The following is a 13274-nucleotide window of genomic DNA, read 5'->3' on the forward strand; positions in this document are numbered from 1 at the left end:
TCTAAGAGGCTGCGCCCATTTCGCCTTCACACGCCGTCTTCGTTTCGCCCTCCGCATCGAGCACGACCATACCGTCGCGTCCTTCGCGTTTCGCGCGATATAACGCACGATCGGCGTACTGAAGCCACAATTGCGGCGTATCGAAGATCGTGGAAAACGGCACAAGCCCAATGCTCACCGTGCACTCGGCCAACGAGAGGGTCTGTAAAGTCTGCATTTGCATCCGCGCTTCGGCTTGCGCGACCCGAGCACGCAGATCGGCGATCAGGCGGTACATCAGGTCCTGCCCCGCCACACCGCCGGTGTTCACGAGTACGGCACCGAACTCCTCGCCTCCGTATCGGCCGACGGCATCGATCTCGCGCAGACGCTGCCGCAAGAGTTCGGCAAAGCGTCGTAACGCCGTATCACCCGCCGCATGGCCCAGCGTATCGTTAATGCGCTTGAAGTGATCCAGATCCATCAGCACCAGACACGCCGGCTGTCCCGTGAGCATGCAATGTGCATGAACCTCGGCCAGCCGCTGCTCCCACGCCCGGCGGTTGAGCAGCCCTGTCAGGCCGTCATGCTGTGACAGATACTCCATTTCACGCGAGCGCTGCGCCAGCTTCTGCGAAAGGTCGTAGGTCACCTTTCCCAAAGCAATGGGGTACAGAATCAACATCGGCAGGCTGGTAACGACATTGAACGTGTCCGATGCCGGTGCCCACACGAAGCCGAGCATGGCAATGCCGATCAGCAAGCCCGCCACGTTCGCGAGCAAACCCCGAAGGAACAGTCGAATGCCTCCCGCGCCGACACTGTCCATCGACATCATCGTGAGTATCACCACGCTTGGTAACAAATTGAATTGCATCGCGGCAACCCAGAAGCCACCGAATGCCGCATCGATCGTCAGATTGGTGCGCTCGGCGCGATACGGCACCGGTCGCGACAGCGCCAGCGCGCAAGCGAGATGGGGCCAGACAAACCCGTGGAAGATCAGAAGGGCCCAAAGCCAGAGCGGCGTGGACGGCTCGTGACGGTAAAAGACGCCTGCGACGCAAAGAAACCCGATGCCCAAGCCAATCGTTCGCAGACGATAGATTCGTCGAACGAAACGTTTCCCCTTTCCGGCCACGGCCGGATCGATAGCGGAAAGGGACGGCGCTTCACGCCGTTGAGGCGAATTGCCGGCGTGCGCCGAGCGTTCTTGCTGACTCACTGACACCATGCTGCTCCGATCATCCATCACGAAACGCGCACGATGCCCTTGCATCGTGGGCCGGGTACGGCATATCGCGTACGCGATTTACGTGCCCAGAACCCGGCATGGCGCCATTCTACCTGCGGCGCATGGCGACAGCGCATTATTGGTCTAACCGGTCCAACCAGCCCGCATCTCCCGGTGCAATCCAACGTGGCATGGTATCGACGTCGTGTCTTAAAAACCTTATCGTTTGTCTCAAATTCGCTATGTCACTCACCGCTTTCCAGCGGACAATTCGCACTATTGTGTGCAGCTTCATGTGACTTGCTAGTCCTCACGTTATTGCCTGACCCCACGCCCGTATTGCCGTACTCCTGGCCCGCTTTCACGATTGGCCGGCCGTGCGCCGTGCCGCCCCCCATTTCAGAACCATGTTCAATTTCATCCTGCCGCTGACTGCCGTGCTGATCTGGTCAGCCAATGTGATCGTCAACAAGCTTGCTGTCGGTCACATCTTCCCCGCCGAGATCGCTTTCCTGCGATGGTTCGCCGCCGGGCTGATTCTCACGCCATTTGCGTTGCCGGTACTGTGGCGAGCACGCCGCGTGTTTCTGCCACATCTAACCCAGTACGCAACATTGGGGGTACTCGGCATGGCGATTTATCAGGGGCTCGCCTACTCGGCCGCGCACTACACGACTGCTACCAACATGGGGATCATTCTGGCGTTGCTGCCCCTCACGACGCTCACGCTGGCAGTCGTCGTGCTGGGCGATGCGCTCACCGCTGGCGCACTGATGGGCGGGTTGTTGTCGATTGTGGGCGTGCTGCTGGTGGTCGGGCACGGCTCGTTGCTGCATCTGGCGGGACAAGGCATTGGCATTGGCGACGCCATGATGTTCGGCGCCATGCTCGCCTACGCGGTCTATTGCGTGTTACTGCGCAAGTGGCAATTGCCGCTCGCCCCGCTGCCGTCGCTTTACGCACAGATCATGTGCGCGGTTGTCGTCTTGCTGCCTTTCTACGTGTTTTCGCAGAAGGCCGGGGTATCGATGGACAACCTGCCGCAACTGGCCTTCGCGACACTTCCCGTGTCGGTGGCCGCACCGTTCATCTGGATGATCGGCGTGGCGCGCATCGGTCCGCGACGCGCCACCGTCGTCATCAACCTGGTGCCGATCTTCACAGCGCTCATCGCAGCGGTCGGTCTCGGCGAACATCTCGCGACCTATCACCTCGTTGGTGGCGCGCTGATTCTGGCCGGTGTCGCCCTGGGGGAAAACTGGCACTTGCCGATCCGCAAAGCGCGTGTACCGGGTCCGGCATTGCCCGATGAGTTGGGAAGTGTCCGATAAATTTTGCGCTATTAGCGTCACCGACTCTTTATAGAGGCCCGGCTGTAACGCATGGTGAGGAGAGCGATATAACGTCGCAGGGCGCGGGGGGATTGATTACGCTGTGTGACTCGTCAACGGAGTTCCGCCATGCAAACGAATCCACTCGCGCTATTCGGAGACCATCTGGCCCGCCTGCGAAAGGCGCGCGGCTGGTCGCAGGAGAAACTTGCTCTCGAGAGCGGCCTGGCACGCTCGTATGTCAGCGGCATCGAACGCGGCAGACGCAACGTCGCCCTCGTCAACATCTGTGTCCTGGCCGATACGCTCGGCGTACCGACATCGGAGATGCTGCGCTTCGCACAAGCGGCGTCCGGCACCGAGGACGCCTCCGCGCCGTCGGCTCGCACGCCGTTGCCTCAGATCAGCCGCTCCCTGTGCCGGCTCGAAAATCGCGACCAGGTCTGGCTCGCCGAGATCATCCGGAGTCTCAGTTCCCGTTTGAGTCATGCCGCCCCACCCGGGGGCCCTCGCCCCGCGGCGGACACTTGCGCGATGCCGCACGTCGAGCACGACGGCAGAGGCCAAGAGGATAAGGACCTCGATGCCCTCGACGATGCCGACGATGCCTGCCAAGCCAATGCCAACGTGCGGCACGCCGCGTTCGGCAACATCCCTGAGCGCAGCGTCGTCGAGCCCGGCGTATCTGCGCATCGTCAATTCGCCGCATCGAACGACACGGGTTTCCAAGTCGACGACCGGAAGAGGCTCGCCCACGCCACTACGCATATTCGCGAGCCGGCACATCTCTCGTCCGATGACACGCCCCCCTCGGATACGCCTGCGGCAACGCAGCGATCCGACACTATCGTGCGCGAAGACTCGCGGCGTTTCCCCAACGACGACGATGCATGAGCCATCGCTGGGCATTTGATTCTTAGGACATTGCGCAAAGTCCCCCGGCTATCACGGGGGCATTGCGCGATCGTTCGTCCAGTAAAAGTTACGAATACCCCTACTGAAATCGATCGCCCCGGCAGACGTCCGGCATTGCGTCAGGCAACACATCACGGCTTCGGGCCGAACGCGTGCACGCCAGTCACCACGGGCGTGACAGCAGTTCGATGCCCGCTGCGCGCACGCGCATATTGACGCAGCATGGGACTCGTCCCGTCGACATCAAGTGACATCCCAAAGCGGAACCTTTCAGAATCGCCCCGTGGCTTGGTTTCGCATGTCTGGTGTCACACTGCGCGGCTCCGGTTGACGGGAGTACGACAAAACGTATCTCAATGACGTCACTGCAGTACGTAGATTGACGCCGTCACGCCCCTCGGAAAGCTCGCGCACTTTGTGCCTTCTCCGAAAGTTCAAGAAAAATCCGTATTGCAGGCCCGATAGCTCGCGCCTCACAAACGGGGGATACCCGAGGCACCGCCCTCAATACTGGATTTTTGTTTCAATCTTCTCGTCCCTAACAAGGAAAACATTCTTATGGACACCAACTTATTTCGATTCGGCAGACACCTTGCCGGCTTGCGCAAGAAATACAACTGGGCGCAAGACAAGCTGGCGCTGGAAAGCGGACTGGCGCGTTCTTATCTGAGCGGTGTCGAGCGTGGTAAACGCAATATTTCGCTGCGCAATATCTGCATTCTGGCGGACACGCTGGGGTTGCCGCCGCATGAGTTGCTCTCGTTCGATTCGTCGAACGGCATGGCTTCGGATGCCGGGCCGGGTGCGACGTCGCCTTGCGATCCATATCCGTCGCTCAATCGCGCCATGCAGAAATTATCGGATCGCGATCAGGCATGGATGGCGGATCTGGTGCGCACACTGAGCTTGCGTCTGGGCCACGGCGTATTGCGCGACGAATGAAAGCGAGACGCGAAGCCGAGGCGACGGGCTCGCGTCAGGTGCCGGGCGACACCGCGATTCAAGCGCCCCTCTTTTCCGGACGTTAATCGTTACCCAGGAAGGCGTCCACCGCGCGGTGAAACGCGATCGGATTGGCGAGGTTCATGCCATGAGACGCATCCTGAATCATCATGCGGCGGGCTTCCGGCATGGCGTGCGCGAGAGCGTTCAACACGTCCGGATAAGGCGCGGGGCTCTCCGCGCCGCCCATCAGCAGCACCGGCGCGTGCAACGCGCCGAGGGCATCGATCGGCAACGGTGTGCGCGGTTCTGCCACTTGACCGATCAATGTGAGCGCGTTGTCGCGCACCATCTGCTTGAACCAGGGCACCATGCGCCGCCAGGTGTCCGGCCCGCTCACAGTGTCGATGAAGATCGCCAGACCGCCGTCGATATCGCCAGCCTCGATGGCAGCAAGTGCCGTTTGGCGGAAATTGCCTCGCTCGCTGTCGAGCGGCACCTGAATCGGGCCGCCGCTGATTTCCACACCGGGGTCGGCCAGAATCAGCGAGCGCACCGTGTCGGGCGCCACCAATGCCGTGCGCAGCGCGACGTAACCGCCACGCGAATGTCCCAGCACGTGAACCGGACCCACACCGAGCGCCGTGATGAACGCGGCGAGGTCTTCGGCGTGCTGCTCCCCCGAGAACGTGCCGTCGCGGCCGTTCCAGGCTTCCGGCCAGTAGTGGCGCAGGCTGACCGAGATGACTCGCCGCCGTTGTCCCAACGGCGCCATGTTCGGCTTGAAGTAACGACAATCGCAAAGCGAGCCGTGAACCAGCACGAGCGGCGCCCCCACCGCGTCGGCAGGGGCAGGGGATTCGACATACGCCATCGGATAACCGTTGACGTCGATCGTTTGCGGTACAGGAACCGGCATGGGGACACATCAGGTGAGACGGGCCGCCAGTATACCGAGCTTGCGGCCCCCTTGCTGCGGCGCGCCTTCTGTGCCGCAAGCGCGCAGCGCAAACGTGCCGGCATCGGGCGCTGGTGTATGCTTGCGACTCTCTTCATTTCTGCGGTTTCCCGGCATGGCACTCAAAGCCACTATCTACAAGGCCGAGGTGCAAATCACCGACCTCGACCGCCACTATTACGCCTCCCATAGCCTGACGCTGGCCCGGCATCCGTCGGAAACCGACGAACGCATGATGGTGCGTTTGCTTGCCTTCATGTTGTACGCAGGCGAGCGTCTCTCCTTCGGCAAGGGCATCTCGACGGCCGAAGAGCCCGACCTGTGGGAGCATGACTTCGGCGGCGACATTGTCCGGTGGATCGACGTCGGGCAGCCCGACGCACGCCGCCTCGTCAAGGCGGCCGGCCGCGCAGAGCATGTCGATGTCATCGCCTACGGCGGCAAGCCGGCCGCGATCTGGTGGCAGGCGACCGAAACGCAGATCACACGGCTGTCGAACCTGACTGTGCGCATGCTCGACGAAGCCTCGGCCGAAGCGCTGACGGCGCTGGCCTCGCGCACGATGCGCCTGCAATGCACCATTCAGGACGGCGAAGTCTGGATCGCCGACGACAACCATAATCTGCCGGTCAACCTCGTCACGTTGCGCGCCGCCGCCAACGACTGACCGGTTCCGGTCGCGCGGAGCGGATCTCCCGTCCGCTCTGCCGCCCCCTGGCTTAGCCTCGCGATCTCCCTCTCCCCTTAACGCTCTGCTTCGCTCTCCTTCGCTCTGCTTCGCCCCTCTTCACGTAGCGCCTCTCGCGTAGCTCCCCTCACGTAGCTCCCCTCGCGTCTCCCTTCGCATCTCCTGTCATCTCCTCCACATCCCGCCAAACGACTCGCGCCGCTTCCCCGCCCGCCCCTCCGGCGCCGCCCCAATACGCGGCACGTCACAAGCTGCGTTACACTTGACGTTAACGTCAATCGAGTCACCGCGACTGCGCCGTCCGCGATCGCGCCACGGGCCGTTGCAGCGTGCCGAGCGCGCGTGCCGGTCACGTCGGTGCGCGTATGTACCGTAAGCTCGCTGGTCCTGTCGCCGTGCCTCATTCCTATACGCGTTTGCCCCGCACCACATGGATATCCTGATCTTTTCACCGGACGGCAAGACCGCCCCGTACGAAACCGGACTCGCCGGGCACTTGCCGCAAGCCAGCATTCGCAGTTGGCAGCCCGGCGACAGCGCACCGGCCGACTATCTGGTGCTCTGGAAGCCGAATGCGGAAGTGCTGCAACCGCGCGAACGCCTGAAAGCGATCTTCAACATGGGCGCCGGTGTCGACGGCGTACTTGGCACCCGCGGCGAGGGGGCGCAGCGTCTGCCCGCAGGTGTGCCGCTCGTGCGTCTGGAAGACGCCGGCATGGCCGATCAGATGGCGCAGTACGTGAGCGCCGCCGCGTTGCGATACTTCCGCCGCCTCGATGTCTTCCACGACCAGCAAGCCCAGGCGCAATGGAAATTTCAGAAGCCGAACCGGCTGGCAGATTTTCCCGTCGCGGTGCTCGGTTACGGCACACTCGGCGCGCACGTTGCCAAAACGCTGAAGATGTTCGGTTTTCCGGTTCGCGCGTGGAGCCGCAGCCAGCGCAGCGAAGGTTCGGATAGTGGCGGTGTCGCGCTGTATCACGGCGCTGCGGGCTTCGACGCCTGCGTGTCCGGTGCGCGCATTCTCGTGAATCTGTTGCCGCTCACGCCAGAGACGGTCGATGTCCTCAACGCCAGCCTGTTCGCGAAACTCGCGCAAGGCGCGTTCCTGATCAACGTGGCGCGCGGCGCCCATCTGGTCGAGGCCGATCTGCTGGCCGCGCTGGAAAGCGCTCAGATCGCGGGCGCCACGCTGGACGTGTTCCGCACGGAGCCACTGCCCGCCGACCATCCGTTCTGGCGCGAGCCGCGTATTACCGTCACGCCCCATATTTCAGCCCTGACGTTGCGCGACGAGACTGTTGCGCAGATCGCAGGCAAGATCGCCGCGCTTGAGCGCGGCGAAGCCATTACCGGCATTGTCGATCTGACGCGCGGCTACTGAGCCACGGCCCGTCAGGTCCCTTGCCCGCACCTCAACGAGGAGACAACTCATGGTGACGTCCCATCTGCCGCAACGCGTGAAAGTGGTCGAAGTCGGCCCGCGCGACGGCTTGCAAAACGAGAAGCAGCCGGTACCGACCGACGTGAAGATCGCGCTCGTCGACCGTCTGTCGGCTGCCGGCTTCGCCAACGTCGAAACGGCGTCGTTCGTCTCGCCGAAGTGGGTACCGCAGATGGCCGACGGCGCCGAGGTCATGGCCGGCATCAAACGCCGGCCCGGCACAATCTACTCGGTGCTGACACCTAACATGCGCGGCTTCGAGGGCGCAGTGGCGGCCAGGGCGGATGAAGTCGTGATCTTCGGCGCTGCGAGCGAAGCGTTCTCGCAACGCAATATCAACTGCTCCATCGAGGAGAGCATTGCGCGCTTCGAACCCGTGGCGCGTGCGGCGAAAGACGCAGGACTGCGTTTGCGCGGCAGCATCTCGTGCGCACTTGGCTGCCCGTATCAGGGTGAAGTGCCGGTCGCGAGCGTGGTCGACGTCGTGCAGCGCCTCGCGGCACTCGGTTGCGACGAGATCGACATCGCCGACACCATCGGCGTGGGCACGCCTTCGCGCACACGTGAAGTCATGGAAGCCTGCGCGAAGGTGTTCCCGATCGAGCGTCTGTCCGGTCACTTCCACGACACCTACGGACAGGCTACCGCCAACATCTATGCCGCTTTGCTTTCGGGCATCACGATTTTCCACTCGTCCGTCGCCGGTCTCGGCGGTTGCCCGTACGCCAAGGGCGCCACGGGCAACGTGGCAACGGAAGACGTGCTGTACCTGCTGCACGGACTGGGCATCGAGACCGGCATCGATCTTGAAGCGGTGGTGCACACCGGCGACTTCATTTCGCAAGCCATTGGCCGTCCGAACGCATCGCGGGTGGGACGCGCCATGCTCGCTAAATTGAAAGACGCCGCCACCGCCGGCGCCTGACCCACGCCTCCCATGCGAATCGAGAACATCGACCCGACCATGAGCGAAACACCTCACACGCCCGAACCTGCGAACGCGCAGGATCTTCCCGAAAGTGCGCGTCATGTGGCGCGCCTGCTCGCCGGCATGGGCCACGATCAGCCGATCGTGTTGCTGCCGGCCACTGGCAAGACATCAGCCGAAGCCGCCGCGGGGCTAGGCTGCGAAGTGGCGCAGATCGCCAAATCGATCATCTTCCGCCGCGCGTCGGACGACACGCCGGTGCTGGTCATCGCCAGCGGCGTCAATCGTGTCGACGAGAAGAAGGTGGCCGCGCGCGTCGGCGAGCTGGCTCGCGCCGACGCGCGCTTCGTCAAGGAAAAGACGGGTTACTCGATCGGCGGGGTGAGCCCGATCGGGCATGTCGTCTCCCCGGTCACGCTGATCGACGAAGACCTGCTCAAGCTCGCCAGCCTGTGGGCCGCCGCCGGTCACCCGCACGCCGTGTTCAACCTCACGCCGCAGCAACTCGTGGCGATGACGGGCGCGCCCGTCGTCGACGTGGCATTGCGTGACTGAGTGACAAGTGGCTGAGCCGGCGCATGCGCGCCGCTCAGGTTGAGCGTTGTATCCGGGAACCGCATCAAGGAGACACACCATGCCGAGCCCCGAACTTGCACCGGGCCTGACATTCGAGTGGACTTATCGCGTGCCGAAAAAGGCCGTGGTCCCCGAACTGTACGACGATGTCGAACTGTGCCGCGACATGCCGGCTGTGCTCGCCACCGGTTACCTCGCGGGCATTCTCGAATGCGCCTGCCTGCAAGCCATTCGCCCCTATCTCGACTGGCCGCGCGAGCAATCGCTCGGCACGCTCGTCTCGTTCTCGCATCTGGCCGCCACGCCCGCAGGCGACACGCTGCGCATTCGCGGCAAGCTCGTGGACGTCGCAGGTCGCACGTTGCGCTTCGAGGTCGAAGCCTGGGACGGTCTGGACAAAGTGAGCGCCGGCACGCACGAGCGCGTCATCGTCGATCAGGAACGTTTCCACGGCAAGCTACGCGAGAAGGCCGCCAAGCTCGGTCTGTCCGTTTGAATTTCGCGCTGCCCTGCGTCGCTCAATGGCTGTCATGACTCCACTCGAATCCCCCGTTCCGTCGCCCTGCACGAACATCTGCCGCATGAATCCGGCAACGGGCTGGTGCTCGGGCTGCTGGCGCACCCTCAGTGAAATCGCGGCCTGGTCGAGCATGGCCGACGACGACAAGCGACGCATCTGGTCGTTACTGCCCGCCCGGCGCGCCGAGCACGAGGAGCCGCCGGTACAGCACCGTCGCGTGATCGTTGGCAACGTCGACGACACCGGCACGGGCAACGCATGAACACTCTTTCGTCACTGCATATGGGAAAAATCGTTGAAGTTGGCGAGACGTTCTCCGCCACGCATCACTTCTCTGCCGACTCGATTCGTGAGTTCTCCACACTGGCGCACGACTTCAACCCGCTGCACATCGACCCCGACTACGCGGCCGCCGATCCGCGTTTCGGCGGGTTGATCTCGTCCGGCACGCAACAAATGTCGTATCTCGCCGCGTTACTCGCCACGCATTATGCGAAGACGGCGCAACCGCTCGGGCTCGAATTCGACATGAAGCTGCGCCGCGCCGTGCACGCGGGCGACGACATCACCGTGCGCTGGACGGTCACCGACAGCCTTTGGAAAGAGAAGCTCGCGGGCGACATCGTGTCGCTCGACGGCGAGGCCGTCAATCAGCGCGGCGAGACCGTAATTGCGGCCACAGCGAAGATCCTCGTATGCGCCAAACCCGCCTGACGCCCGACAAGCCGGAAAAGCCCGACACGCCGTTGCGTCCGGTCTTCCCCCTTCACGGGATACGCCCATGACCTCGCTTGCCCTGCCTGCCGGGCTGCGCGTGTTCGAGCGCGGCTGGCTTTCATCGAACAATGTGCTGTTCCTCGGCGATGCGCCCACGCTCGTCGACAGCGGTTACGTCTCGCACTCGGCGCAGACGCTGGCGCTTGTCGAACACGCGCTGCCCGACGCCCAGCCGCTCGCGCGGCTCGTCAACACGCATCTGCACTCCGATCACTGCGGCGGCAACGCAGCACTACAGACACGCTACGGCTGCCGCACATGGGTGCCCGCTGCCGAGGCCGATCCGGTTCGCCATTGGGACGAAAGGCGTCTGTCGTTCGAAGCGACCGGGCAGCAATGCGCGCGCTTCACCTTCGACGACACGCTCTCGCCCGGCGACGCCATGACGCTCGGAGACCACGAGTGGCTGGTACTTGGCGCGCCGGGACACGACCCGCACGCACTGATGCTCTACGACGCCACCGACGGCATTCTCATTTCGGGCGACGCCCTGTGGGAGCGCGGCTTCGGCGTGATCTTCCCGGAACTCGACGGCGAGTCGGGATTTGCCGAGCAGGCCGCGGTGCTCGATCTCATCGCACAGCTCGACGTCTCGCTGGTGATTCCCGGACATGGCAAACCCTTCGGCGACATCGATGGGGCGCTTAGCGCCGCACGCTCGCGCCTCGATTACCTGCAAAGCGATCCCGCACGCAATGCGCGTAACGCGCTCAAGGTGCTGATCGTCTTTCGTCTGATGGCCGAGACAGCGATGGCACGCGCCACGCTCAAAGCCACACTCGACACGGCGCGCGCGTGGCGTAATGCCGCAGCCATGCTGGCGCCGCCATCGGGCTGGCCCGGCCTGCTCGACACGCTCGTGGCAGAACTGGCGAAGACCGGCGCGCTGCGTCACGACATGGAGACGGATACGCTGTACGCCGTATGAGTGTCCCGGCGCGGCCCAAAAAAACAACGCCACTTGCCAGTCAAGGCAAGCGGCGTTTGAGGACGTGACGTGCCGGACGAACGCTGCGGTCGCTAACGCTGCGCCCGTCCTGCGGCATCGTGATGCTGAGCTCGCCTGGCACGCCATTTCATCCTAGACGCCGCACGCACTTCGCCCCAAGGGGACTTTCCCTGATACGAGGTGAAGACAGGTTGTAAAGGCGTCGGAACCGAGGAACTCTTCGAGTGCCCGCTCACCGGGCCACGGCCGAATCCCCCTATAATCGAACGATCGTTCGCGAAACTGGATCTCCGCAAATTGCGCGCCGACGCAATGGTCGCCGACCGTCGAACGCCCTGCTCAAGGAGACTTCATGGCCCTTCCCAAGATTCTGCAAAACCTGGCGCTGCCCGTTGTGGCCTCGCCGATGTTCATCGTGAGTTACCCCGAACTGGTACTCGCGCAGTGCAAGGCCGGTATCGTCGGCTCGTTCCCCGCGCTCAACGCGCGCGAGCCGCAAATTCTCGAGGACTGGCTCTCCCGCATTACCGAGGAACTCGCCTCGTACAAGGCGGCGAATCCGGACGCGGTCGTCGGCCCGCTCGCCGTCAACCAGATCGTGCATCAATCGAATCAGCGGCTCGAGCATGATGTGCGCGTGTGCGTAGAGCATCGCGTGCCGATCTTCATCACCAGTCTGCGCGCGCCGCCCAAGGAAGTGCTCGATGCGGTGCACAGCTATGGCGGTATCGTGCTGCACGACGTGATCAATCTGCGTCACGCGAACAAGGCACTCGAAGCCGGTGTAGACGGGTTGATCCTCGTCGCCGCCGGCGCAGGCGGTCATGCTGGCACGCTGTCGCCGTTCGCGCTGGTTGGCGAAGTGCGAAAGATTTTCGACGGCCCCATCGTGCTCTCCGGCTCGATTGCGAACGGCGGCTCGATCCTCGCAGCCCAAGCCATGGGCGCCGATCTGGCCTACATCGGTACGCGCTTTATCGCTTCCACGGAGGCGAATGCCAGCGACACCTACAAGCAGGCCATCGTCGACGCGAGTGCCAACGACATTGTCTATACGAACCTGTTCACCGGCGTGTCGGGCAACTACATCCGCCAGAGCATTCTGAACGCCGGCCTCGATCCCGACGACCTGCCCACCGCCGACAAGACCGCCATGAACTTCGCCAAGGCGAAGGCGTGGAAGGACATCTGGGGCGCCGGTCAGGGGGTGGGCCTGATGGATGACATCCGCCCCGCAGCGGAAATCATCGCGCGTCTGAAGCAGGAGTACGACGAGACTCGCCGACGTCTCGCCGGCTGAGCGCTTGCGAACGCAACACTCCACACACGGCCCTCCATCCCTCCATTGGTGAATGGGCCGCCGGCCCCTCGTCGAATCGTTCGTCCGGCATCGGCGCTTCACCCATCCCCGCCGTAGCAGTTCGCCCGATGGAACGCACGGCCATCCGTTCGGACCACACGCCTTCCCGGGGCGATACACCCGGTGAGCCGCGCGGCAGGTGAGCCGTTTCGTCGCCTTGACCCAGCGAACTTGTCTGCCCGCTGGCCGGCGGCTTCGAAGGCAAAATGCCGCACCGCGAAACCTTCAACGGTCTGCGGCAATCTGGCGCCCTGCGCGCGACGCCTCGTCCAACACCCCACGTCTCCCCGCTCCGAAGCCAGAAGTGCACCCTGCGCGTGACACGATGTGAATGCCATCGCTTTTCCCCGGCTATGCAACGGAATCGACAACGCATTCGGCCGAAGCACAAACACGCTCCCCCACCCGATGGCAGTCTTGTCCCCATGACAGGACAGGCACTGCGCTGATCCGGTCATGCCTATCGTTGTCTCATATTCAGGAGGTGATTTCATGCGGTACACGTCGCATTGTCGTGCGATCGATACTCCTCCCCGTTACCAAACCGAACGTCACTCGTTCACTCGCGAAACGCCCGCGCTCACGCCGCCCACCTTCGCTGGCGAGTTTCACTGCACACGTAACGCGCGAAAGCGCTCTGCCAGCCCTACGCTGCTGCGCCCCTCCCCCGCAG

The 13274-nt window shown here is 63.4% G+C and carries 14 protein-coding genes; 12 read left to right on the forward strand and 2 right to left on the reverse strand.

All coding sequences use genetic code 11. The annotated features are described in order from the left end of the window. Window position 1: 1 nt before the first annotated feature. Entirely contained in the window at window positions 2-1213 is a 1212-nt protein-coding gene (locus AT395_RS23010; RefSeq protein WP_083577674.1) for a diguanylate cyclase, read from the reverse strand. 407 nt (window positions 1214-1620) lie between these two features. Between AT395_RS23010 and AT395_RS23015 the strand changes: the two genes are divergently transcribed. From AT395_RS23015 to AT395_RS23025, 3 genes are all read left to right on the forward strand, one after another. Next, window positions 1621-2544 carry a DMT family transporter gene (locus AT395_RS23015; protein ID WP_042114124.1) on the forward strand — a complete coding sequence of 308 codons (924 nt, stop codon included), beginning with the start codon at window positions 1621-1623 and terminating at the stop codon, window positions 2542-2544. A 129-nt stretch (window positions 2545-2673) separates the two neighbouring features. After that, window positions 2674-3438 carry a helix-turn-helix domain-containing protein gene (locus tag AT395_RS26315; protein ID WP_082164732.1) on the forward strand — a complete coding sequence of 255 codons (765 nt, stop codon included), beginning with the start codon at window positions 2674-2676 and terminating at the stop codon, window positions 3436-3438. A 579-nt stretch (window positions 3439-4017) separates the two neighbouring features. Further along, a complete protein-coding gene (locus AT395_RS23025; protein ID WP_042114123.1) occupies window positions 4018-4401 on the forward strand; it encodes a helix-turn-helix domain-containing protein in 384 nt (127 codons plus the stop codon). An 82-nt stretch (window positions 4402-4483) separates the two neighbouring features. On the opposite strand, the gene AT395_RS23030 is transcribed toward AT395_RS23025, so the two are convergent. Beyond that, a complete protein-coding gene (locus AT395_RS23030) occupies window positions 4484-5320 on the reverse strand; it encodes an alpha/beta fold hydrolase (RefSeq protein WP_048628559.1) in 837 nt (278 codons plus the stop codon). 154 nt (window positions 5321-5474) lie between these two features. On the opposite strand from AT395_RS23030, the gene AT395_RS23035 reads away from it, so the two are divergent. The 9 genes from AT395_RS23035 to AT395_RS23075 all read left to right on the forward strand — a co-directional run bounded on the left by AT395_RS23035 (window position 5475) and on the right by AT395_RS23075 (window position 12541). Then, entirely contained in the window at window positions 5475-6026 is a 552-nt protein-coding gene (locus AT395_RS23035; protein ID WP_048628558.1) for a YaeQ family protein, read from the forward strand. A 451-nt stretch (window positions 6027-6477) separates the two neighbouring features. Continuing rightward, window positions 6478-7431, forward strand: a complete 954-nt coding sequence (locus AT395_RS23040) for a 2-hydroxyacid dehydrogenase (RefSeq protein ID WP_048628557.1) — start codon at window positions 6478-6480, stop codon at window positions 7429-7431. 49 nt (window positions 7432-7480) lie between these two features. Beyond that, the gene (locus tag AT395_RS23045; protein ID WP_048628556.1) at window positions 7481-8416 is read left to right on the forward strand and encodes a hydroxymethylglutaryl-CoA lyase; all 936 of its coding nucleotides are present in this window, start codon (window positions 7481-7483) and stop codon (window positions 8414-8416) included. Between the two features lie 39 nt (window positions 8417-8455). Continuing rightward, entirely contained in the window at window positions 8456-8974 is a 519-nt protein-coding gene (locus AT395_RS23050; RefSeq protein ID WP_042117746.1) for a YbaK/EbsC family protein, read from the forward strand. Window positions 8975-9053: 79 nt separating this feature from the next. Next, window positions 9054-9491: a thioesterase family protein gene (locus AT395_RS23055; RefSeq protein WP_042114116.1), complete on the forward strand. Its 438-nt coding sequence runs from the start codon at window positions 9054-9056 to the stop codon at window positions 9489-9491. Between the two features lie 85 nt (window positions 9492-9576). Continuing rightward, complete coding sequence (locus AT395_RS23060; RefSeq protein ID WP_312023866.1) at window positions 9577-9777, forward strand: DUF1289 domain-containing protein; 201 nt, start codon at window positions 9577-9579, stop codon at window positions 9775-9777. Then, on the forward strand, window positions 9774-10229 hold the full coding sequence (locus AT395_RS23065; RefSeq protein ID WP_048628554.1) for a MaoC family dehydratase: 456 nt from the start codon (window positions 9774-9776) through the stop codon (window positions 10227-10229). Before AT395_RS23060 ends, AT395_RS23065 begins: the two co-directional genes overlap by 4 nt. Before the next feature lie 67 nt (window positions 10230-10296). Next, window positions 10297-11220, forward strand: a complete 924-nt coding sequence (locus tag AT395_RS23070; RefSeq protein WP_042114110.1) for an MBL fold metallo-hydrolase — start codon at window positions 10297-10299, stop codon at window positions 11218-11220. A 373-nt stretch (window positions 11221-11593) separates the two neighbouring features. Next, window positions 11594-12541, forward strand: coding sequence for an NAD(P)H-dependent flavin oxidoreductase (locus AT395_RS23075; protein WP_042114109.1), 948 nt, complete (start codon window positions 11594-11596; stop codon window positions 12539-12541). The last annotated feature ends 733 nt before the right edge of the window (window positions 12542-13274 follow it).

The sequence above is a fragment of the Pandoraea apista genome (assembly GCF_001465595.2).
Lineage (GTDB): Bacteria > Pseudomonadota > Gammaproteobacteria > Burkholderiales > Burkholderiaceae > Pandoraea > Pandoraea apista.